Consider the following 22103-nt stretch of genomic DNA (forward strand, 5'->3'; position numbering starts at 1 on the left):
AGAATAAAGTCCTATCTAGAATTATCTCTTGTACTTCAACGTATATATCAGACCTACGATATTTCTTGAGCTACCTGTCAATAAAATAGTTGCACTTTGATTTTAAATGAGTATAAAACCTTCATCTGAAATGGATGACTCATTGGAAAATTCATTATTCAATGCAAAACAAAAGCCAGTAGACTCGAGTTCCTACTGACTTCTTTGTTGAATTCGTTTGGATTATGCAGCCAAAACTTTGCGTCCTTTACGACGACGAGCTGCCAATACGCGACGACCGTTTTTAGTTGACATACGGTGACGGAATCCGTGTTTGCGCGCACGACGAAGTTTACTTGGTTGATAAGTACGTTTCACGATGAATACCTCCTCATAGATTTTGTATTCGTTTAGCCGGCTATAAAGTGATCAGTTACTAAACATACTTTACTATTCTATCTGATTCTTACCTATTTGTCAATAGCTCTAAGGAAATGTTTCCTGCTTTTCCCTATGAAAGCCTTATCTACGATACTGTTTCAAGAAACGTGTCATCTTTTCTTGGATTTGCGCTAATTCGTCCACACGAGGGAGGTAAACGATACGGAAATGGTCTGGTTCTTGCCAATTAAAGCCGCGACCATGAACCAAGAGAACCTTTTCCTGCTTCAAGAAATTAAGAACAAACTGCTCATCATCATCGATGCGGTACATATTGCGATCAATTTTCGGGAAGATATAAAGCCCAGCCTTGGGTTTGACCGCAGACAAACCTGGGATATCTTGAATAGCATTGTAAATGAAGTTTCTTTGCTCGTAAATCCGTCCACCTGGAAGAAGCAATTCGTCCACTGACTGGTGCCCACCTAACGAGGTTTGCACGACTTGTTGGGCCAAAACATTAGAGCAAAGGCGCATATTGGACAGCATATTGAGCCCTTCGATATAGCCCTTGACATGCGTCTTAGGACCAGATAAGACCATCCATCCTACACGGAAGCCAGCAATACGGTGGGATTTTGAAAGACCATTCATGCTGACACAGAAAACATCTGGCGCGAGACTTGCGACTGGCGTGTGCACATGCCCATCCATCACCATACGGTCATAAATCTCATCCGCAAAGATAATCAAATCGTTCTGACGAGCGATTTCAATAATCTCCAACAAGAGTTCCTTAGGATAAAGGGCTCCAGTTGGGTTGTTTGGATTGATAAGAACGATTGCCTTAGTATTGGAAGTAATTTTCGACTTAATATCGTCAATATCTGGGTACCATTCTGCAGCTTCATCACAGATATAGTGAACGGCATTTCCCCCAGCTAGGCTGACCGCGGCTGTCCAGAGAGGATAGTCTGGCATAGGCACCAAGACCTCATCTCCATTGTCCAAAAGCCCTTGCATGGACATAACAATCAGCTCACTGACACCATTTCCAAGGTAAATGTCCTCAATATCCACATTTGGAAATTTCTTGAGCTGGCAATACTGCATGATCGCTTTTCGCGCAGAGAAAATCCCCTTGGAGTCTGAATAACCTTCACTATCACGCGCATTCATAATCAGGTCATGAATGACCTCATCTGGCGCTGTAAAGCCAAATTCTGCTGGATTTCCAGTATTGAGACGGAGAATTTTTTCTCCGTTGGCCCGCATACGCATGGCTTCTTCAAGCACAGGACCACGGATATCATAAGCAACATGCTCTAACTTACTAGACTTGTTATATTCTTTCATCTTGTTTCCTCAATTCACCGAGATAGTAACATTATACCACTAGAAAGGGATGGCGACAAGTTTCCTGAAATGAGCAAGCAAAGAAAAAAACTCACAACGACTAGGTTCTCACCGTCTAAATAACTAGAATGCAGAATCATTTCTCACATACCAAAAGACAAACCTAGGAAGAGCAATGCTAAAAAGGAATCATACAAAAGATTAAACATGAGAAAGAGCCCCCACGTAACCAAATAGTCCAAGCGAGCACTTCTCTTTGCAATCACAAATAAAATGATGTGGTAGACTAAGTGAAAGAGAAGAAAGCCAACAAAACCTCGATAGAGAACAGGCACAACTCTTTCCAGCTGCCAAACCATCACTACTTCTCCTACAAGTGACGCAAGGATAATTCCATGATAAAGAAAACTTATTTTTTTAGAAGCTTGAACAGACTCTTTCATACTTTCTCCTTCCTCTCACTGTGTTTCCTACTATCCCGTTTTCTTTTATTTTAACATATCTCCACCAAATCGAATCTCCGATAATATTTATTTAAATATGATTTTTACTTTACTTCTTTAGTGAAAAGGATTACAATAAAAGTAAGAAAATTTCAGGAGGTTTCATTATGGCACAACGTTACCAAAATGTTATGGTTGCAATTGATGGTTCTAAAGAGGCTGACTTGGCTTTCGTCAAAGGTGTTTACACTGCTCTACGCAACGAATCTAAACTCACCATTGCCCATGTTATTGACACACGCGCTCTTCAAAGCGTGTCTACCTTTGACGCTGAAGTTTACGAAGAACTTCAAGTAGATGCTGAAAGTTTGATGAAAGAGTACGAAAAACGTGCAAAAGATGCGGGCGTGACGGATATTCACATCGTCATCGAAATGGGAAATCCGAAAACCCTCCTTGCCCGCACCATTCCAGACGCAGAAAATGTTGACTTGATTCTCGTCGGTGCAACAGGGCTTAACGCCTTTGAACGCCTCTTGGTTGGCTCTTCATCTGAATACATCCTCCGCCACGCAAAAGTTGATTTGCTGGTCGTGAGAGAACAAGAAAAAACATTATAGGAACACAAAAGGAGCCTGCTAGGCTCCCTTTTTTCTTACTTATTTCTCTCTTTATGTCGTTCATAAGCCTTGATTTGACGTTGAATTTCTTTTTCAATCGCAGGTTCTGGAGCATATTTTTCGTCCCAGTCATCTGGTTTTAAAATTTTGTGCGTAACAGGGTCAAAATGAGCTTTCCCATCAGGAAAAACCTTCCCCATGTTTGCCTCATGCACAATATCAAAGATGCGTTCTGGATCCACTCCCATCAGGGCAAAACTGCCGTAAGTAAAATACAGTGTATCAATTAAGGCATCAACCTGCCCGATTAGATCTTTTTGGGCAGGCGTTTTTTGCCTCACCTTTTCAGCCGCCTTATCAAGTGCTTCATGCATGCTTGCAAGGGAGTTTTGGAATTCTTCCTCCGAAGAACTTGCTGCACGGACAAACTCTACTAATTCTTCAATTTTAAAGTCTGCGCGGTGGGTTGCACCTTCAGCATCCCATGCCTGTGGTTCTTCTTGAGTTCGTTCATCCATTATGTGGTGGAAGGTCTTGACCTTATTAAAGTGGTAGTCCCGACTGACAAACACTTTTTCTGAAGCCAAAACACCAAAGTGCTCGAGCGCCTTGTGGATGCCATCTTGTTGGTTACTTGCTGTAATGTGCTTGGCAACTTCTTTGACGCTGCTACTGCCATTTCCCATGGCTACAGACATACCAACACCTGCCAACATTTCCAGGTCATTGTCTGAATCACCAAAGGCCATGACTTGGTTGAGATCAAAACCATACTCTTTACCGACTCGACGAATGCCTTCTAGTTTGGAATTTCCTTGGTTAATGATATCTGCGGCAAAAGGATTGCTTCGAGTTAATTTCAAGTCGTCAAAATCACTTGCTGCCTTCTCAGATTCTTCTGGCGTCATCAGCATCAAAACTTGGTAAATGGGTTGATTAATCAAGTTAAGCAAGTCGTTTTCCTTTTGAGGAACTGCCTTGCTGACCATTCGATTAAAAGAGCGGCTAACAGTTCTTGTCAGCACAGTCGGAATAAAACGACTAACCAGTTGGGAAAAGGATCCGAGACCAAATGACATAATCTTCGAACCAACAACGGCATGCTCGGTTCCAAGAGCGATTTCTTTTCGCTCCTTTTTTGCATAAGCAATCAGTTGACGCAGGCTTGACTTAGCGATTGGGCTTGCAAAGAGTACCTTTTCTTTATTAAAAATGTATTGACCATTGTAGGTCACCGCAAAGTCTAAGTCCAAGTCTTCCATCAATTCCTTGACAAAAAACGGCCCTCGCCCTGTCGCTACTCCAACAAGTACCCCTTGTTCTTTAACAATCTTAATCGCGTCCTTAGTGGATTTCAAAACACTCTTGCGATCGTTGACTAGCGTTCCATCAATATCAAAAAAAACAGCTTTGACTTCCATCCTATCCCATTCTCCCCTTTTGTGTTACAATGATTATACCACATTTCAGAAAGAGTGAGTAATTCATGCCTAAGAAAATCCTTGTTTTACATACAGGTGGGACTATTTCCATGCAAGCTGACGCCACTGGGGCAGTTGTGACTAGCCAGGACAATCCCATGAATCATGTTTCCAATCCACTTGAAGGGATTGAGGTTCATGCCCTAGACTTTTTTAATCTGCCAAGCCCCCATATCAAACCCAAGCATATGCTTGCACTCTATCATAAAATCAAAGAGGAAGCTGATAACTACGATGGAGTTGTCATCACACATGGTACAGATACCTTAGAAGAAACAGCTTACTTCCTTGATACCATGAAAATTCCACCCATCCCCATCGTTCTAACAGGCGCCATGCGCAGTTCCAATGAACTGGGCAGCGATGGTGTTTATAACTATCTGAGCGCTTTGCGAGTTGCCAGCGATGATAAAGCAACCGACAAGGGGGTGCTGGTCGTCATGAACGATGAGATCCACGCAGCCAAGTATGTTACCAAAACTCATACGACCAACGTCAGCACCTTTCAAACCCCAACACATGGACCACTTGGTCTCATCATGAAGCAAGAAATCCTCTACTTCAAAACGGCTGAACCTCGTGTCCGGTTTGATCTCGAACATATTCAAGGTCTGGTTCCCATCATCTCAGCCTATGCAGGCATGACAGACGAGCTGATCGATATGTTAGACCTGGAACAGCTGGATGGCTTAGTCATTCAGGCCTTTGGAGCAGGTAATATTCCCAAAGAAACAGCTCAAAAATTAGAAAATCTCCTCCAAAAAGGAATTCCAGTCGCCTTGGTCTCACGGTGCTTTAATGGTATTGCAGAGCCCGTTTACGCCTATTCGGGCGGAGGGGTTCAATTACAAGAGTCTGGCGTTTTCTTTGTCAAAGAACTCAATGCTCAAAAAGCTCGCCTCAAATTATTGATTGCTATCAACGCTGGGTTAAAAGGACAAGAACTTCGCAATTACATGGAAGGTTAAAATTGAAAATCAGGAAATCTTCTCGATTCCCTGATTTTTTCTATTTACGTTTTCGTGTCGAACGACGTTCTGTCAAACCGTGAGGTAAGAGAACTTCACGTTCTTCCAACTCTTCCTTATGCATAATCTTGGTCAACATACGCATACTGATAGCACCAAGGTCGTATAGAGGTTGAGCAATTGTCGTTAAGTTTGGACGAGTGAATCGTGCAATCTGAGAGTCATCTGTCGTGATGATTTCAAACTCTTCCGGTATAGAAATACCATGATCCGCCAAGCCATTCAACACACCCGCAGCCAATTCATCACCTGTTACAACTGCGGCTGTGGCCTGTGAAGAAACTAGACGTTCTGCCAAGGCATAACCATCGTCATAGCTGTATTTAGACTCAAAGACCAATCCTTCACTGTAGGAGATTCCTGCTTTTTTTAGCGCCTCTTTATAACCAATCAAACGAACCTTGCCATTGATATCATCGACTAGTGGTCCACTCACAAAAGCAATTTTCTCGTTTTCTTTTAGAAGGTAGCTCACTGCGTCAATCGTTGCTTGTTTGTAGTCGATATTGACACTTGGAAGTTGGTGTTCTACATCCACAGTACCGGCAAGAACAACCGGTGTCCGTGAACGAGAGAACTCCGAACGAATCTTTTCAGTTAAGTGATATCCCATAAAGACGATTCCATCTACTTGTTTTGAAAAGAGAGTGTTGACTACTGAAACTTCCTTCTCATCGTCCTCATCACTATTAGCAAGGACGATGTTGTATTTGTACATTTCAGCAATATCATCGATTCCTTTAGCTAGAGATGAAAAATAACCATTAGTGATATTTGGAATCACAACACCAACTGTCGTGGTTTTCTTGCTGGCCAAGCCACGCGCTACCGCATTTGGACGGTAGTCAAGACGATCAATCACCTCTAGAACTTTTTTACGGGTATTCTCTTTGACATTCTTATTGCCATTAACTACACGGCTAACCGTTGCCATGGAAACACCGGCTTCACGGGCAACATCATAAATTGTTACTGTATCATCTGTGTTCATTCCGTTTCCTTTCTATATTGAAAATTTCGCTTTCATACACCTACTTACTCCATTTTATCACTTATTGTAAACACTTTCAAGTATTTTTTAGAGAATCTTTGAAAAAATTTCATCCCATGTTCTTGTTTTTTAGAAAAGAAGAAACTTCTCTTGATTTTTAGACCAATTTGCTGTATGATAAGAAAAAAGCAAAGGAGGGAGACACCATGGCTTTTACGGATACTCAGAGACGTTCGGCCAGTTTTGGCGTTGTGACTAGCTTACCTGACGATGTCATCGATTCTTTCTGGTATATTATAGATCATTTTTTGAAAAATGTCTTCGAATTAGAAGAAGAGCTAGAGTTTCAACTTCTCAATAACGAGGGGACTATCACCTTCCATTTCTCTAGCCAGCACCTGCCGACGAGCATTGATTTTGATTTTAGCCATCCGTTTGACCCTCTTTACCCTCCTAGGGTACTTGTTTTAGATATGGACGGCAGAGAAACCATCCTCCTTCCAGAAGAAAATGACTTATTTTAAAAACTCTAGCTTCTTGGCGCAAACTGCCGAGGAGTTAGAGTTTTCTTTTCTAATAAATGGAGCGACTAACAACTAGACCGTTTGGTTTTGTGTACTCTAAGTCAAGGTAATCCTGGTAAGTTCCTGGAACAATGAAGCCTTGCGGGCTCAATATGTCCGTTCCGGCCTTTCCGACAATAGAGTCTGCCAGTAAAACACAATTAGTGCTAAGAACAAAGTAGGTCTTAAACTTAGATGAGCTGAATTTATAGAGAGTCGCATCCGCTTCATGCTTTAACTGATAGGAGTAGGTATGTTTGACCTCTCCTTCTCTTCTTTTCATCAACTGTGAGCTTGGTTCCCAAGGAATTAACAGGTCTTCTATTTCTGCCAAACGAGCTTGGATAGCTGCTTTCTGTTGGTCTGTCAAACTCAAACCATAAGCAAACAAGGTCTTCTGACTTTCCCTCTTACAGAGTTCAATGTATTTTTCCCTATTGGCCTTAAATAAAACACCGTCTCCGACCATGCCGAATAAACGCTCCGAGGAGGGATCATACGAACCATAGGAAATGACCGTCCCTTGATAACAAATATCCACATGTCCCATAGCGAGAAAGAAAGAGGTTTCTGAGGTATGGACAAAAATTTCCAAATCAACCGTCTGGTCGTTTTTTCTTTCTGAACGGACTCCCCTCTCCTTGCTCTCATGACTGGAAAACCATTCATTTAACTTTCGCAAGGTACTGATAGGAATCAGGGCTGTTACAAATATCGGTAGTGTCACTCGCATGTGGCGCTTCAGCTTGGGGTTGTTTACTAGCTTTTCAAAAAAGAAACCATCCCGAAGACTACTGCCTCCTAGCATGAGCAAGTAGAATCCTAGTAAGAGTAATTCAAAATTCGCCGCATCATGAAAAGGAGAGATGCTATAAATTCCAAATCCTATCATCCATACGGCATCGAAAAGACGATGAATCCGTGGATGAATGGCATTTTTTCGATAGAGAGACCAAGTCACTAGGCTAATAACTCCCGTAAACAGCTGATAGCTTGCAAGGACAAAAACCAGAAAGTAGAGGGCAAGGTCTTGCAAGATGATGGAGTCAAACACGAGAGCCGTGACCACCAACTTAGCCAAGGTTACAAAGATGTTTTCCCTGCGGTTTTTATCCTGAAACCAGCGAGTAAACAAGTTCCCAACTGCTGATAAGGAAAAGTAGCCCATCAGCAACTGGTACCCCATCCGTGGGATAACTTGTCCAAAATGAATCAAGAGAATCCCTAAAACAATAGCAAGCAAGCCTTCCCCAATGCTCTTCCACTTGCTATAGGTCTCGGAAAGTTTAGGCATTTCCTTGCTCCAACTGGCTAAGCAAGTAGCGAATTGGTTGTTTTAAGATTGGATGGATAAAATGGGGAGCTATTTCCTGTAAAGGCTCAAGAACAAAGCGGCGTTCTGCTATATAAGGATGAGGCAAGATGAGGTCGTCTGTATAGATGACCTGGTTTTCTACAAAGAGTAAATCTAAGTCAATCAAACGAGGCCCCCAATGCACCTCTCTCACCCGTCCCATTTCTGACTCAATGGCTAACAAAGTTTCTAACAAGACTGGTGCTGGAAGCCAAGTTTCTACTTCAATCACCTGATTGGCAAAACTATCCTGTTCCACACCACCCCAAGGCTCCGTCGTCAAGACACTGGACTCTTTGAGAATATGGATACCACGAACTCGCAGTTTGTCAATGGCTTGCTCCAAGTTTGCTTGCTTATCTCCCATATTGCTTCCTAGAGCGATAAAGGCTCGCTGCTTACGACGGTGAATGGTCACCGAGCAGGTATCCAACGGTAAATGCACTGGAGCCCAAGGTTTTTTTAGTTCCAACTCAACCTCTTGGACAAGAGGGTAGGTCTCAAAGGTACGTTCAACTAGTTTGTAAGCTACCGTTTCAATCAAGTCCTCAGCGGTTTCCTGAAACCAAGTCGTCCACTGCTGACACAGTTCTCCGTAATGGACAGATGCCGTTAAATCCAAGTCTGTCGCCGCCTTGGTCATATCATAGGATAGGATGGCTGAAACGACAAACTTCTGCCCCAATTCTTTCTCACTTGGAAAGAGACCATGATAGGCAAAAATTTCCAAATCTTTAATCTGCAGTTGATCCATAACTAGTCCTTTCTAGAAAAATCCGCATAAAGCGGATTCTTTTTATACTCAATGAAAATCAAAGTGCAAACTAGGAAGCTAGCCGCAGGCTGCTCAAAACACTGTTTTGAGGTTGCAGATGGAAGCTGACGTAGTTTGAAGAGATTTTCGAAGAGTATTATAGTCCCATTAAACGATAAGCCTGATCTCGGAGGTCCTTATCTGTTTCAAATAGACCACGAGCGACTGTTGTCAAAGTCGCAGTACCTGGTTTTCTGACACCACGCATGCTCATACACATATGCTCGGCCTCAATGACAACAACGGCTCCTTTAGCCCCCAGATAATTCATCAAGGCATCGGCCACTTCGATATTCAAACGTTCTTGAATCTGTGGTTTTTTAGAATAAACTTCAAGCGTACGGGCTAGCTTAGACAAGCCTGCCACCCGACCATCTGGAATGTAGGCAATGTGAGCTCTCCCATAAAAGGGCAAGAAGTGGTGCTCACACATGGTGTGGAAAAAGATATCCTTTTCCACTACCATATTATCATCAATAATCTCAAAGGATTTTGACAAATGTTCCTCAGCAGTTTGGCCAAGACCTGAAAAAATCTCTTGGTACATACGGGCTACACGAGCAGGTGTTTCCTGTAATCCCTCGCGGTTAGCGTCCTCACCGACAGCCTCGATAATCATTTTTACAGCTCTTTCAATCTTTTGTGTATCCATTCTCTAGTTATTCCTCTCCATCAGAAAGGCTCTCACTTGGCTCAAGAAATACAAGGAGCCCGTGACAATCCTAACTGTTTTTTCTCTCCATCTTCTACCATTTTCTGTTCTAAAAACTCTTGCCAATTTTGGTAATTAAGATTTCTAGACTTAGCCGTCTCTTTCAGCACGCTTTCATCAGTCGCCCGACTATCGTCAAAATGGGTTAAAGTCAATTGACTATCTGGCACTGTTTCTAGCAAATCCAACATATCCTCCAAGGCCTTGGTTTTGATACAGGTAAAAAGGATTTCCTTGTGAAAGTCGGCAAATCGGCCTTGCAAGGTTGCTAATAAAGCCTTGATAGCATGGGGATTGTGGGCCCCATCTAAAAGCAACAAGGGGTCACTAGACACGACCTCTAAGCGCCCTGGCCATCTGGTTTCCTCAAGGGCTTGAGCAACTAAGTCATTACTTGCTAATTCTCGTCCAGTCTCTTGACAATAAGTGTCCAGGAGAGCAAGCGCCATCGCCGCATTCTCTATCTGATGCAAGCCAAGCAAACCTGTTTGAAAGCGACCTTGTCTGACAGAACTGGTATAATCAAAGATTTCACCCGTTATCACGCTTTCTTGATGACGAACCTGGTAATCACTTCCATAGGCAAGTCTAGGTGCATTTTTAGCTTCTGCAATAGGGTCGATCACAGTCAAGGCTTCAGGAACAATATGACCTGTCACCAAGGGAATACCTTGTTTGATAATACCAGCCTTCTGCTCTGCTATGGCTTCTAAGGTATCACCTAGTAGGGCCACATGATCCAGTCCAATGGTCGTAATTCCTGTTAAAATTGGCTGGCAAATATTGGTACTATCCAGAAGGCCACCCATGCCGACTTCCATGATGGCTACATCTACTTGCTCTGAGGCAAAGTAATCATAAGCTAGAGCTGTGATAATTTCAAACTCGGTTGTTCCCTGCAAATTGTCAGCAGATTCCCCCTCAAGCAAAGACTGATAGTCTGCCATGAGGACTTCTAGCCTCGCTTCTGGGATGGATTCCCCATTGATGCTAATCTGATCCGTATAATGAATGAGATAGGGCGAACTAAACACGCCAACTCTCAGACCTAGCTTTTCCAGCATCTTTTTCAAAAAAGCAATGGTCGAACCCTTTCCATTGGTTCCTCCGATATGGATGACCTTGAGTTTGAGATGGGGATTGCCACGCTGAGCTAGGAGTTCCACCATTCGTTCCAAACCAAAATGCGGTTGGTCCGTACGGTAGTGGGCAATCCACTGATTGTTTTGAATTTCGTTCATCTTACTTATATTGTTTCAAATCTAGATTTTCCGCATCATCTGCCAGACGGATAGCTGATGCAATTTCAACCGCCATCTTGTGACTGGCTACATCGTGCACGCGCACTACTTCGACACCCTGTCTCGCAGCGATACTGGTCACATGAGCCGAAGCCGTGTCCCGATTGCGAAAACCAAGTTCGGTCTCAGGATTGACTTCAAAACCATTTTCCTCCATGATATTAATGACAAATCGCTTGCGCGAAACACCAAGAAATATTGGATATCCCTGCTGATGTAGTTTATCAAGGTCCCGTAGAAGGATCAGATTTTCCTTCTTGGTTAGACCAAAGCCAATCCCCGGATCCAGCAGGATATTTTCTTGTGCTATCCCAGCTTGATCCGCTCTTGCTAAGGCTCGTTCGAAGAAAGACTTCATCAAATCTTCGATTGGCATTTTTTCAAAACCAGCTAACTCTTTCTCTGTAAAAGCTTGACCAAATCCAAAATGAGGAAAGATGAGCGAGCTAGGGTGCTGGGGTCGAGCCATAACTGGATTAAACATGATGACAACTTTCGCTCCAGTCTTAGCAACCACATCAGCCATTTTTTCATCACCCATAAGACCTGTGATATCATTGACCAGATTGGCACCGGTAGCCAAAGCAGCCTCTGCCACCTGACTCTTCCAAGTATCAACAGAAATGAGAACATCACTTTCCTTGCGAATAGCTTTAATCACGGGAACAACACGCTGGATTTCCTCTTCAATTTCCACATATGAACTGCCCGGCCGAGTGGACTCCCCACCAATGTCCAGCATAGTTGCTCCTTCTGCAATGAGTTTTTGAGCTTGCTTGACTGCATCTTCAATAACAAAAAACTGACCACCATCCGAAAAGGAATCTGGGGTTACATTGATAATTCCACAAATAGCTGTTTTTGTCTGACTAGCTTTATTAGACATACGGTCACTCCTCAGGGTTTTTCACCACATTATTTCTCTATTTTACCATAAAAAGAAAAAGATGGATACGCTAGCATTCATCTTTCCAAGCGAGTCATTGCTTTAGAATGTCATTTAGAACGACAGGCCTAAATTTCTACTAATCAAAACTAGCAAGGCTATCAAACAAAAGGCAATGCCATTGACAATCATATGGAGCAATATTGACATCTCTAAACGATTAGTCTTGTAGGCTGTCCAGGTCAAAACTGTTGACATCCCTCCATAAATAATCACAGAAGGTAAATTGGTTGGAGTGTGGAGCAGGGCAAAGACAAGCGCCCCGACAATAAAACCAATTTTTTCCTTGCCACGGAAGATTTTTTTAGGAATGATCCCACGACACAAAATTTCCTCACAAATAGGAGCAACTACTACAAGCAAGAAGAAAGTTGAAATTAAGGAAATATTTTGAAACAAGCCATTGAGTGTTGACTGATTGCTGGTCGTTGTCTCATTCATCATGCGAAGCAAAACTGAACCAAACAGATTGGTAACAAAAATCACTAGATAACTCAATACCAAGCGAGCTAAGTCTTTGGCTTTGAAAAATGAGAGATTAAAGGTAGCAAGCTGTGTTTTTCGTGCACCTATAATAAAAGTGACAACCACCATGATAGAAAGTAGTGCTACCAACAAACCTGACTGTAAAAGGGGGAATTGAAATCTGACAAGCCATATAGATAAAATAAGAGGGAGTTGCGACAATCCTAAAGCAAGTAGCAAAACTAAAATCCAAATCCCTCTATTGACAATTTCTTTCCAGATACTTTTATTTTCCATGATTACTGCCTCCTTATTAAGAAAAGGAGACAGACTATGAATGAACTGTCTCCTTTTAACCTGTAGTTATTTAGATTGCCATACTGATATAGTTAAGGATAAACAAGACATCCAAAATCCAAATCATTGCATGCACTTCTTTTGCCTGACCCTTAATAATTTTTGTCAAGGTATAGGTCAAAAAACCAATTGCAATTCCTTGTGTGATTGAGTAGCTGAATCCCATAAAGATAGAGGTGAAGAAAGCCGGTACTGCTTCTGACAAGTCATGCCAATCAATATCTTTTAGGCTCGCCAGCATCATAATCCCCACGATAATTAAAATCGGAGCAACTGCAACAGTTGGAACGATTGCAAGTAAAGGGCTAAAGAAGCTAGCAACCGCAAAGAGAATCGCCACAACCAAAGCTGTCAGACCTGTACGTCCTCCTGCTTCAATACCTGCAGCAGACTCTACATAGGTAGTGACATTAGAGGTTCCGGCTACTGCACCGATCGTTGTTCCTACCATATCTGAGAACAAGGCCTTGTCCATTTTCGTTTGAAGACCTGCTGAATCTTTGGCGGCCTCTTCATCTGCTACGTTAAAGATACCTGCCTTGCGTCCTGTACTGATGAGAGTTCCAATGTTGTCAAAGATATCTGTCAAAGAGAAGGCCAAAATTGCCATTAGCACCTCTGGAATGCGAGATGCATCAGAGAACAAGGCACCCAAACCTTCGCTACCAAGCGCTGCACCAAAAATTGTTTTTAAGTCATTGATTGCAGCACCTAGGTTATTTGAGGCGAAATTCACAGAACCTAAATCCACAACTCCGACAGCAATCGCAACCAGTGTTGTTGCAGCAATAGATAAGATAATTCCTCCTCGAACGCGTTTCAAAACAAAGAAAATCGTGATGATGATACCAAAGAGAGCCACTAGAACAGCTGGATTGTTAAAATCAACCAAACCCGGGGTTGCCATTCCATTTGCAGTAATGGCAGCCTGACCCTGATCCGCCCCTGTTCCTGCTACTGTATAAGTTCCTGGATCAATCGAAAACTTCAACAAACCAGCTTTTTTAATACCAATATAGGCTAGAAAGACACCAATACCAGCTGAAATAGCATGCTTGAGCGTTTCCGGAATCGCATGAATGATGATCGTCCGAACCTTTGTCAAGGTCACGATAATACTAATAACTCCGCACAAGAAAACCATAGCCAAAGCTTCTTGCCAAGTGTAGCCCAAAGCAAACACGACCGTGTAGGTAAAGAAAGCATTCAAGCCCATACCAGGAGCTTGTGCATAGGGAATATTGGCATAAAATGCCATCATCAGTGTCCCTGCAACCGTCCCTATAATCGTTGCCAAGAAGACACCTTGCACAGGCATTCCTGTTTGACTAAGCATCTCTGGGTTTACAAAGAGGATATAACTCATTGCAAAGAAAGTGGTTAAACCAGCGAGAACTTCTGTACGAACGTCTGTTCCATTCTCTTTTAGTTTAAATAGTTTGTCCATTATAAATCTCCTTTTGTTTTTTACGAACAATATGAGTATTATACCATTTATCATTCACCTTTTCAATATGTTTGCTTGATTTATTTAACAAACTAAATCCTCTCTATCAGTTTCAAGTCTGTTTTTCTGCTTTCTTTTTGATATAATAGTAGACACCTTATCTAGAATATACTATATAGGACGGTTTATATGACTAAAAAAATTATCGCAGTTGATTTGGACGGAACCCTGCTTAACTCAGAAAGCAAACTCTCCGATTTCACCAAAAAGACTATCAAAAAAATATCAGAAGAAGGACACCATGTCATCATCACTACTGGGCGCCCTTATCGTATGGCAAAAGAATTTTATCAAGAGCTAGAGTTGCACACACCCATGATCAACTTCAATGGTTCCCTCACTCATCTACCAGGACAGGCTTGGAAGCATGAAAAATGTTTGACTTTGGACAAAAAATACCTCTTGGATATGGTCGAACGCAAAGAAGATATTCAAGCTGACTTTATTGCAGGAGAATATCGAAAGAAATTTTACATTACAGCCCCTAATAAAGAAATTGCAGATCCTAAACTATTTGGCGTAGAAAACTTCCAACCGGAAAATCAATTTAAGCCTGAATGCGTAACCAAGGATCCTAACTGCATCCTCTTGCAAACAAGAGCTGAAGATAAATACGCTCTAGCTGAGGAGATGAATCGTTTTTACCAACATCAGCTATCCATCAATACCTGGGGAGGTCCCCTCAACATTCTCGAATGCACTCCAAAGGGAGTAAACAAAGCCTTTGCCTTAGAGTATTTGCTCAATATTATGAACCGTGATAAAAAAGATCTAATTGCCTTCGGTGATGAGCACAATGACACCGAAATGCTAGCTTTTGCAGACAGGGGATATGCTATGAAGAATGCCAACCCCACCTTGCTACCATATGCAGATAAACAGCTCTCTTTGACAAACGATGAAGATGGTGTCGCCCATACCCTACAAAATTTATTCCTATGACACTCAAAAGTTAGCTTGTGCTAGCTTTTTTGATTTTCACATTTTTCAATCAATCTACTTTGTATCGTTTTACAAAATATTTATATATTAACATCGCAGGCGGATTTTCGTTGAAAATAATACATATTTATGAGAAATAGTTGATTTTTATTTGAAAACGGTTTATACTTAATATTAGTCTTAAAGTTTTCTTAAAAACTAAGAGTCAAACATTTTATAAGGAGGAATGACAATAATGAGTATCGGAATCATTATTGCGAGCCACGGCGAATTTGCTGCGGGTATTCATCAGTCAGGATCTATGATCTTTGGTGAACAAGAAAAGGTTCAAGTTGTAACCTTTATGCCAAATGAAGGTCCAGATGACCTTTACGCTAAATTCAATAACGCTGTGGCTGCATTTGACGCAGAAGATGAGGTTCTAGTATTGGCTGACCTTTGGAGTGGATCTCCATTCAACCAAGCTAGCCGCGTAATGGGAGAAAATCCAGAACGTAAGTTTGCCATCATCACAGGACTTAACTTGCCGATGTTGATCCAAGCCTACACAGAGCGCCTTATGGACGCGAATGCAGGTGTGGAAAAAGTCGCTGCGAATATCATTAAAGAAGCCAAAGATGGCATCAAAGCTCTTCCAGAAGAGCTTAACCCAGTTGAGGCAGCTGCAACTGCTGCAGCTGCTCCAGTTGCCCAAGCTGCTATTCCAGAAGGAACAGTTATCGGTGACGGTAAACTGAAAATCAACCTTGCTCGTCTAGACACTCGTCTCCTTCACGGTCAGGTTGCAACTGCTTGGACACCAGATTCGAAAGCAAACCGTATCATCGTTGCTTCAGACAACGTTGCAAACGACGAGTTGCGTAAAGAATTGATCAAACAAGCAGCTCCTAATGGAGTAAAAGCCAACGTTGTTCCAATCCAAAAATTGATTGACGTTGCAAAAGATCCACGTTTCGGCGAAACTCATGCCCTTATCTTGTTTGAAACTCCACAAGATGCACTTCGTGCTATCGAAGGTGGCGTGCCAATCAAGACCCTTAACGTCGGTTCTATGGCTCACTCAACAGGTAAAACAATGATCAACAACGTTTTGTCTATGGACAAAGAAGACGTTGCAACATTTGAAAAAATGCGTGACCTCGGTGTTGAATTTGACGTACGTAAAGTACCAAACGACACGAAAAAAGATTTGTTTGACTTGATTAACAAAGCGAACGTTCAATAATTAGAATCTTCTTCTCTCGAACTCTCGGAAGAAAGATTTTACACTTTATTATAATTAAATAGAAAAGGAATAAAACCATGTCAGATATTTCAATCATTTCTGCTATCTTGGTTGTAGTTGTTGCCTTCCTTGCAGGTCTTGAAGGTATCCTCGACCAATTCCAATTCCACCAACCAATCGTCGCATGTACCCTTATCGGACTTGCAACTGGTAACCTCGAAGCAGGTGTTATGCTTGGTGGATCTCTCCAAATGATCGCCCTCGGTTGGGCAAACATCGGAGCTGCTGTAGCTCCTGACGCTGCCCTTGCATCTGTTGCCGCAGCGATCATCTTGATCAAAGGTGGTAACTTTACTACTGATGGTATCGCCGTTGCAACTGCAACAGCTATCCCTCTTGCCGTAGCTGGACTTTTCTTGACAATGATTGTTCGTACAATCTCAGTTGCTTTGGTTCACTCAGCTGATGCTGCTGCTAAAGACGGAAACTTTGCTGCCGTTGAACGCGCTCACTACTTTGCCCTTGTTCTTCAAGGTCTTCGTATCGCTATCCCTGCAGCCTTCCTTATTGCTATCCCAGCTTCTGCTGTTAAAGACGCTCTTGGTCTAATGCCAGAATGGTTGAATGGTGGTATGGCTGTCGGTGGTGCTATGGTCGTTGCCGTTGGTTACGCTATGGTTATCAACATGATGGCAACTCGTGAAGTATGGCCATTCTTCGCTATCGGTTTTGCTCTTGCAGCAATCTCTCAATTGACTTTGATTGCCCTTGGTGTCATCGGTGTTGCCCTTGCCTTCATCTACCTTAACCTTACAAAACAAGGTGGAAACGGTGGCGGCGGAGCTGCGACTTCTAACGACCCAATCGGTGATATCCTAGAAGACTACTAGAAAGGGGAACAATCATGGCTGAAAAAATTCAATTATCAAAATCAGATCGTCAAAAAGTTTGGTGGCGTTCACAATTCCTTCAAGGTTCTTGGAACTACGAACGTATGCAAAACTTGGGTTGGGCTTACTCATTGATCCCAGCTATCAAAAAATTGTACACTAAAAAAGAAGATCAAGCGGCTGCACTTGAGCGTCACCTTGAGTTCTTCAACACTCACCCATACGTCGCTGCTCCAATCATGGGGGTTACTCTTGCACTTGAAGAAGAGCGCGCTAACGGTGTTGAAATCGACGACGCGGCTATCCAAGGGGTTAAGATCGGTATGATGGGACCTCTTGCTGGTATCGGTGACCCAGTATTCTGGTTTACAGTTCGTCCTATCCTTGGAGCCCTTGGTGCATCACTTGCTGCATCTGGTAATATTGTTGGTCCCCTTCTCTTCTTCTTTGGATGGAATGCTATCCGTATGGCCTTCCTATGGTACACACAAGAATTCGGTTACAAAGCTGGATCTGAAATCACTAAAGACATGTCTGGTGGTATCTTGAAAGACATCACTAAAGGAGCTTCTATCCTTGGTATGTTTATCCTTGCCGTTCTTGTACAACGTTGGGTATCTATCAACTTTACTGTTAATCTTCCAGGTAAACAATTGGCAGAAGGGGCTTACATCAACTTCCCAGAAGGTGCTGTAACAGGTTCAGAATTGAAAGGAATCCTTGGTCAAGCACTCGGAGGTTTGAGTTTGGACAGCGTTCAACCACAAACTCTTCAAGGTCAGTTGAACTCATTGATTCCAGGATTGATGGGACTTCTCCTTACTTTCCTTTGCATGTGGTTGCTTAAGAAAAAAGTATCACCAATCGCAATCATCCTTGCTCTCTTTGCAGTAGGTATTGCAGCTCGTTTCTTCGGTATCATGTAATCCAAGCCATCGAGAATATAGATAAAAAAGAATCAGGATTAAATCCTGATTCTTTTTGTGTATCAACTTTTTCTTCTAGTCAGATAATGCAAGCCTCCAATCACCACTGCTAGCATGGCTACATAGACGACTCGGCTGGCTTCTAAAGGCACAAAAGCTCCTCGCAGGATAAATGTATTGGCAAGTACGCCAACGAGGGCTGAAAGGCTCAAAAACGTGAGCAAGACTAGTTTGTATCGATTAAATGGCAGACTGACCTTGACAACTAGGCACAGACCATTGATCAAAGCAAGGAGGAAGCAAATAAATTTGACCTGACCTGGGACAGTGATAAAGAAGTTAGTCAAGAGTACACTAGCAACCAGAATGCCACCACCAATCGCAGCATTGGTCAAAATATCTCGCATAAAATGTGTGCTGACCTTTTCTTTATTGGACTCAAAAGTTAGGAAGAAAGATGGAATCCCAATCGTAATAGCTGAAATGATTGTAAACTGAATGGGGATAAAGGCAAATTCCAAACCAAATACCACACTTAAAATCGCAAACACGATGGAGAAGAAGGTCTTTGTTAGAAAGAGAGAGGCTACCTTTTGAATGTTATTGATGACACGGCGTCCTTCCATCAAAATATCATAAAATACTGCAAAATCATCTGTCAGGAAAACAATATTGGATACACTTTTGGCTGCACTCGTAGCCCCCTTCATAGCAAAACTAATATCTGCTTTCTTGAGAGCCAGAACATCATTGACCCCGTCACCGCTCATGGCAACTGTCTTACCAGCCTTTTGCAAAATAGATACCATCTTTTGCTTCTGTTCGGGTGTCACGCGTCCAAATATATCGTGTTCCAAGACCACTCTTTCAAAGCCATCATCGCTCACCTTGGTCATATCAATCGCACGGGCTTCTTCCTTAAAACCTGCCTTACGAGCCACCCCATATACAGCCACATGATTATCACCACTGATAATCTTCACTTCAACACCTTGAGATTCGAAATAGTCAAAGGTTTCCTTGGTATTGTCCTTAATCTCATCCGACAAAACGACGTGCCCTAGTAGTTCCATATTGGCTGGACTCGTGATGTGGTCCTTGCTATGAGCAAGTGACAAAATTCGAAAACCTTGCTGTTTCAGATGCTCATAGTAGGCATCCATTGGCTGGGTAAAGCCTAGAAACTCATAGGCTCCGAAGAAATAGGTCCCACCCTCTTTTACTTGAACAAAGGAATACTTGTTTTTGCTTGAAAAGGCACCGACTTCTTGAACTTCCCACTTCTTCTCACAAGTTAAGTAAGTCTTCAGAGCCCGCGAAGTTGCATTTTCATCCTCGAAATAAGCCAGATAAGAAGACAGTTTCTCTGCCACATTAGCATCCATTTCTTGGACCTTCATATTGCCAGTCGTGATGGTACCTGTCTTATCAAAACAAAGAACATCTACACGCGCCAAGGTCTCTACACAGTATAGCTCCTGCACCAGAACCTTCTTTTTGGCCAGCTTCATGGCCGCTACTGCTAGGGAGACACTGACAAGGAGAATCAACCCCTCCGGAATCATGCCGACCAAGGCACCAGAACTTCCCAAGACAATTTCAACATAAGACCGTCCTAGACTAAAACCTCTGACATAGAGCAGAATGGCAACTGGCACCAGCAAGATCGAGACGATTTTTAAAATCTTATCCATGTAATCACGCAGTTGAGAAGGGTATTTTTTGAATTCCTTGCTGGATTTTGCGAGTTTGTTAATATAGCTATCTGAACCCACAGCTGTCGCCGTAACCAGACACGTACCGCTGACGACATTGCTTCCGCTCATCAGCTGGTCACCAACTGTTTTAAAGACCGAATCACTCTCACCCGTCAGCAAGGACTCATCAACTTCAATATTCCCTTCAAGGACTTCTGCATCGACAGGCACCTGATCACCCAGATTGAGATGCAGATACTCCCCTAGAACGATGTCCTCTGGATCAATCTCAATCGTTTGACCATCTCGGTTGACTTTGTACTTACTTTTACCAAGCAAACTCAGCTTTTCTAAGGCATTTTTTGAACGTACTTCTTGGAAAATCCCAATGGCTGTATTGATAGCAATCACACCTAAAAAGAGCATATTTTCAAATCGCAAGGTTGTGGCTACCAGAACTGCCAGAGCCAAGTTCATAGCATTAAAGAAGGTAAAGATATTTGAAACGACAATTTCCTTGGTTGTTTTATAGGGTTTAATGTCGCTGATGTTTCGTTGACGACCCTTGATGTCTTGACTGCTTAAATACTTCATTTCTACTCCAATATCCTTTTGTACTACTATAGTAACACATATCTTTTTCTCTGTCACTTAAAGACTCAAAATAAGAAGAACTCACTTGGCAAACATCATCTATCGCCACTTTAAGAAGAACTTAAAAAAGAAGCTAGGATTTCCCTAACCTCTTTTCTTTATGCTTTATTCTGCCAAGGCTCCCATTGGATCCCATGGTGCTAACACGATTGGTTCTGCTTCATAAGCAGCTTGTTCTTCTGCTGTCAGCAATTCCTTACGGACAACGATTTGGTAAGTGTATTCGTCCATCCAAGCGTCTGAGGCAACGAAGTAACCATCTGTACCGACCTTATCTCCCCATGAGTTTTCAACCTTCCACTTGATTGATTTGCCATTTTCGTCCAAGTCCACACCTGTCAAGACCATGGCGTGGGTCATCAAGCTTTCGCTGTAGTCCAAACGTCCAGCCTTGTCTTGAGTGAGTTGAATATCCATGCTTGATTCAAAGTCATAAACATCTGTCGCAAGGATCCCAGCTTTACGATTGCTGAGTTGGCCAACATCTGAACCAAACCAAACAGTTTCTCCTGTTTGCATTTGGGCAATCGCCAATTCTTTCAAGCGTTCCATTGGAACGTTGATGTAGCGAACTGCACGACTGCCAACCACATTTCCCAACATCTCAACTGTGTAAGATTGGCCGTAAGGCTTGTCAGCAGTTGGAGCATTGATAACAGAAACGTAGTCTTCTAGAGGAAGATTGACATATTTCTTGTAAAATTCCTGTGGTGTGATTCCTTTTTCACTTTGGTAGTTATCATCCTTATCGCGATAAGCAAAGTCAAATTTACGTGGTGGAAGTCCTAGTGACATAGCAAGGAAGTTAAAGATTTCTTGCAAGAGGTCTTCTTTCTTAGCTTGAACAGTCGCTTGGTCTGCACCAGAAGCGAGCAAGTCACGCAAGATTTGAGCATCTTGACGAAGCAATTTGTTAAGGATTGCATTGAGCTCACGGCTGCTGCTAGATGAAACAGACTCAGGATAAACAGACTTAGGAACGACACCGTATTTCTCAAAGAGGGCAACGACCATATCCCACTGTCCACCGTCTTGTTGTGGAGTTTGGAGTAGGAAGCTAACCTTACGGCTCGTCAATTCTTGGTCTGCAGTCGCAATGACTTGCTCCAAGAACCAGTTGGATTTCTCGTACTTGTCCCAGAAGAAAGTGTGGGCTTGTGACAATTCAAAGTTTTCCAGTTTGTATTGAGAGATGAGTTTGTGGCGGAAGGTGTTGAGAGCTGCAAACATCCAGCAACGACCAGACGCTTTCTGGTTAGTAACCTTGTCCTTGGTCAAATCCAATGAGAAAACAGGTATGTTGTCTACATGGCTCTGGCGACGCTCTAGGGCTGCAAAAATTCCATTGTGACTAGCAGCATTTTCGATCGCTTGGTATTTGACATTTGCTTCATAGTTGGCAAATAGTTTATCTGTAAATGATTCTTGAATCGCGTTCATAGATTCCTCCTTTTATTCTACTGTCTATTAT

20 protein-coding genes and 1 pseudogene are annotated in these 22103 nt (G+C 42.5%); 7 read left to right on the forward strand and 14 right to left on the reverse strand.

The annotated features are described in order from the left end of the window. Positions 1-222: 222 nt before the first annotated feature. From rpmH to SORDD16_RS00990, 3 genes are all read right to left on the reverse strand, one after another. Complete coding sequence (gene rpmH / locus SORDD16_RS00980; RefSeq protein WP_061451996.1) at positions 223-357, reverse strand: 50S ribosomal protein L34; 135 nt, start codon at positions 355-357, stop codon at positions 223-225. 144 nt (positions 358-501) lie between these two features. Further along, the gene (locus SORDD16_RS00985; RefSeq protein WP_061451997.1) at positions 502-1716 is read right to left on the reverse strand and encodes a pyridoxal phosphate-dependent aminotransferase; all 1215 of its coding nucleotides are present in this window, start codon (positions 1714-1716) and stop codon (positions 502-504) included. Between the two features lie 143 nt (positions 1717-1859). Continuing rightward, on the reverse strand, positions 1860-2159 hold the full coding sequence (locus SORDD16_RS00990) for a hypothetical protein (protein WP_061451998.1): 300 nt from the start codon (positions 2157-2159) through the stop codon (positions 1860-1862). Between the two features lie 167 nt (positions 2160-2326). Here SORDD16_RS00990 and SORDD16_RS00995 point away from each other — a divergent pair, with 167 nt between their 5' ends. Continuing rightward, the gene (locus tag SORDD16_RS00995; RefSeq protein WP_061451999.1) at positions 2327-2779 is read left to right on the forward strand and encodes a universal stress protein; all 453 of its coding nucleotides are present in this window, start codon (positions 2327-2329) and stop codon (positions 2777-2779) included. A gap of 35 nt (positions 2780-2814) precedes the next feature. On the opposite strand, the gene SORDD16_RS01000 is transcribed toward SORDD16_RS00995, so the two are convergent. Then, positions 2815-4200 (reverse strand): Cof-type HAD-IIB family hydrolase, encoded by a 1386-nt coding sequence (locus SORDD16_RS01000; protein WP_061452000.1) that lies wholly within the window; start codon positions 4198-4200, stop codon positions 2815-2817. Positions 4201-4265: 65 nt separating this feature from the next. Here SORDD16_RS01000 and SORDD16_RS01005 point away from each other — a divergent pair, with 65 nt between their 5' ends. Next, positions 4266-5228, forward strand: a complete 963-nt coding sequence (locus tag SORDD16_RS01005; protein ID WP_061452001.1) for an asparaginase — start codon at positions 4266-4268, stop codon at positions 5226-5228. Positions 5229-5268: 40 nt separating this feature from the next. Here SORDD16_RS01005 and ccpA read toward each other — a convergent pair whose 3' ends face one another. Beyond that, positions 5269-6279: a catabolite control protein A gene (ccpA, locus tag SORDD16_RS01010; RefSeq protein WP_061452002.1), complete on the reverse strand. Its 1011-nt coding sequence runs from the start codon at positions 6277-6279 to the stop codon at positions 5269-5271. A gap of 206 nt (positions 6280-6485) precedes the next feature. Here ccpA and SORDD16_RS01015 point away from each other — a divergent pair, with 206 nt between their 5' ends. Next, a complete protein-coding gene (locus SORDD16_RS01015; protein ID WP_061452003.1) occupies positions 6486-6803 on the forward strand; it encodes a DUF960 domain-containing protein in 318 nt (105 codons plus the stop codon). A 49-nt stretch (positions 6804-6852) separates the two neighbouring features. On the opposite strand, the gene SORDD16_RS01020 is transcribed toward SORDD16_RS01015, so the two are convergent. The 7 genes and pseudogenes from SORDD16_RS01020 to SORDD16_RS01050 form a co-directional block, all read right to left on the reverse strand. Further along, on the reverse strand, positions 6853-8136 hold the full coding sequence (locus SORDD16_RS01020; RefSeq protein WP_061452004.1) for a hypothetical protein: 1284 nt from the start codon (positions 8134-8136) through the stop codon (positions 6853-6855). Next, positions 8129-8950, reverse strand: coding sequence for a 2-amino-4-hydroxy-6-hydroxymethyldihydropteridine diphosphokinase (gene folK, locus SORDD16_RS01025; protein WP_061452005.1), 822 nt, complete (start codon positions 8948-8950; stop codon positions 8129-8131). The genes SORDD16_RS01020 and folK overlap by 8 nt, the downstream gene beginning before the upstream one ends. A 157-nt stretch (positions 8951-9107) precedes the next feature. After that, the gene (folE, locus tag SORDD16_RS01030) at positions 9108-9662 is read right to left on the reverse strand and encodes a GTP cyclohydrolase I FolE (RefSeq protein ID WP_061452006.1); all 555 of its coding nucleotides are present in this window, start codon (positions 9660-9662) and stop codon (positions 9108-9110) included. Further along, positions 9643-10963 (reverse strand): annotated as a pseudogene (locus tag SORDD16_RS01035) (bifunctional folylpolyglutamate synthase/dihydrofolate synthase). Before SORDD16_RS01035 ends, folE begins: the two are co-directional and overlap by 20 nt. Position 10964: 1 nt before the next feature. Further along, positions 10965-11909, reverse strand: a complete 945-nt coding sequence (gene folP, locus SORDD16_RS01040) for a dihydropteroate synthase (protein WP_061452008.1) — start codon at positions 11907-11909, stop codon at positions 10965-10967. 114 nt (positions 11910-12023) lie between these two features. After that, on the reverse strand, positions 12024-12731 hold the full coding sequence (locus SORDD16_RS01045) for a CPBP family intramembrane glutamic endopeptidase (RefSeq protein ID WP_061452009.1): 708 nt from the start codon (positions 12729-12731) through the stop codon (positions 12024-12026). A gap of 70 nt (positions 12732-12801) precedes the next feature. Further along, positions 12802-14238 carry an NCS2 family permease gene (locus SORDD16_RS01050; RefSeq protein WP_061452010.1) on the reverse strand — a complete coding sequence of 479 codons (1437 nt, stop codon included), beginning with the start codon at positions 14236-14238 and terminating at the stop codon, positions 12802-12804. Between the two features lie 189 nt (positions 14239-14427). Between SORDD16_RS01050 and SORDD16_RS01055 the strand changes: the two genes are divergently transcribed. The 4 genes from SORDD16_RS01055 (at position 14428) to SORDD16_RS01070 (ending at position 18281) form a co-directional block, all read left to right on the forward strand. Further along, on the forward strand, positions 14428-15240 hold the full coding sequence (locus tag SORDD16_RS01055; protein WP_061452011.1) for a Cof-type HAD-IIB family hydrolase: 813 nt from the start codon (positions 14428-14430) through the stop codon (positions 15238-15240). Between the two features lie 235 nt (positions 15241-15475). Next, positions 15476-16465 (forward strand): PTS sugar transporter subunit IIB, encoded by a 990-nt coding sequence (locus SORDD16_RS01060; protein ID WP_061452012.1) that lies wholly within the window; start codon positions 15476-15478, stop codon positions 16463-16465. Positions 16466-16542: 77 nt separating this feature from the next. Further along, the gene (locus SORDD16_RS01065; RefSeq protein WP_061452013.1) at positions 16543-17355 is read left to right on the forward strand and encodes a PTS mannose/fructose/sorbose transporter subunit IIC; all 813 of its coding nucleotides are present in this window, start codon (positions 16543-16545) and stop codon (positions 17353-17355) included. Positions 17356-17369: 14 nt separating this feature from the next. Continuing rightward, the gene (locus SORDD16_RS01070) at positions 17370-18281 is read left to right on the forward strand and encodes a PTS system mannose/fructose/sorbose family transporter subunit IID (protein WP_061452014.1); all 912 of its coding nucleotides are present in this window, start codon (positions 17370-17372) and stop codon (positions 18279-18281) included. Between the two features lie 62 nt (positions 18282-18343). Here the strand turns inward: SORDD16_RS01070 and SORDD16_RS01075 are convergent, their stop codons facing one another. Next, the gene (locus SORDD16_RS01075) at positions 18344-20572 is read right to left on the reverse strand and encodes an HAD-IC family P-type ATPase (RefSeq protein ID WP_061452015.1); all 2229 of its coding nucleotides are present in this window, start codon (positions 20570-20572) and stop codon (positions 18344-18346) included. 165 nt (positions 20573-20737) lie between these two features. Then, on the reverse strand, positions 20738-22072 hold the full coding sequence (gene pepC / locus SORDD16_RS01080) for an aminopeptidase C (RefSeq protein WP_061452016.1): 1335 nt from the start codon (positions 22070-22072) through the stop codon (positions 20738-20740). Between the last annotated feature and the right edge of the window lie 31 nt (positions 22073-22103).

The sequence above is a fragment of the Streptococcus oralis genome, assembly GCF_001578945.1.
Taxonomy (GTDB): Bacteria; Bacillota; Bacilli; order Lactobacillales; family Streptococcaceae; genus Streptococcus; species Streptococcus oralis_Q.

Bases quoted from the DNA above. Each gene is read 5' to 3' on its own strand.
- SORDD16_RS00985 (WP_061451997.1), bottom strand. From the start codon at position 1,716: ATGAAAGAATATAACAAGTCTAGTAAGTTAGAGCATGTTGCTTATGAT.
- SORDD16_RS00990 (WP_061451998.1), bottom strand. From the start codon at position 2,159: ATGAAAGAGTCTGTTCAAGCTTCTAAAAAAATAAGTTTTCTTTATCAT.
- SORDD16_RS00995 (WP_061451999.1), top strand. From the start codon at position 2,327: ATGGCACAACGTTACCAAAATGTTATGGTTGCAATTGATGGTTCTAAA.
- SORDD16_RS01000 (WP_061452000.1), bottom strand. From the start codon at position 4,200: ATGGAAGTCAAAGCTGTTTTTTTTGATATTGATGGAACGCTAGTCAAC.
- SORDD16_RS01005 (WP_061452001.1), top strand. From the start codon at position 4,266: ATGCCTAAGAAAATCCTTGTTTTACATACAGGTGGGACTATTTCCATG.
- ccpA (WP_061452002.1), bottom strand. From the start codon at position 6,279: ATGAACACAGATGATACAGTAACAATTTATGATGTTGCCCGTGAAGCC.
- SORDD16_RS01015 (WP_061452003.1), top strand. From the start codon at position 6,486: ATGGCTTTTACGGATACTCAGAGACGTTCGGCCAGTTTTGGCGTTGTG.
- SORDD16_RS01020 (WP_061452004.1), bottom strand. From the start codon at position 8,136: ATGCCTAAACTTTCCGAGACCTATAGCAAGTGGAAGAGCATTGGGGAA.
- folK (WP_061452005.1), bottom strand. From the start codon at position 8,950: ATGGATCAACTGCAGATTAAAGATTTGGAAATTTTTGCCTATCATGGT.
- folE (WP_061452006.1), bottom strand. From the start codon at position 9,662: ATGGATACACAAAAGATTGAAAGAGCTGTAAAAATGATTATCGAGGCT.
- folP (WP_061452008.1), bottom strand. From the start codon at position 11,909: ATGTCTAATAAAGCTAGTCAGACAAAAACAGCTATTTGTGGAATTATC.
- SORDD16_RS01045 (WP_061452009.1), bottom strand. From the start codon at position 12,731: ATGGAAAATAAAAGTATCTGGAAAGAAATTGTCAATAGAGGGATTTGG.
- SORDD16_RS01050 (WP_061452010.1), bottom strand. From the start codon at position 14,238: ATGGACAAACTATTTAAACTAAAAGAGAATGGAACAGACGTTCGTACA.
- SORDD16_RS01055 (WP_061452011.1), top strand. From the start codon at position 14,428: ATGACTAAAAAAATTATCGCAGTTGATTTGGACGGAACCCTGCTTAAC.
- SORDD16_RS01060 (WP_061452012.1), top strand. From the start codon at position 15,476: ATGAGTATCGGAATCATTATTGCGAGCCACGGCGAATTTGCTGCGGGT.
- SORDD16_RS01065 (WP_061452013.1), top strand. From the start codon at position 16,543: ATGTCAGATATTTCAATCATTTCTGCTATCTTGGTTGTAGTTGTTGCC.
- SORDD16_RS01070 (WP_061452014.1), top strand. From the start codon at position 17,370: ATGGCTGAAAAAATTCAATTATCAAAATCAGATCGTCAAAAAGTTTGG.
- SORDD16_RS01075 (WP_061452015.1), bottom strand. From the start codon at position 20,572: ATGAAGTATTTAAGCAGTCAAGACATCAAGGGTCGTCAACGAAACATC.
- pepC (WP_061452016.1), bottom strand. From the start codon at position 22,072: ATGAACGCGATTCAAGAATCATTTACAGATAAACTATTTGCCAACTAT.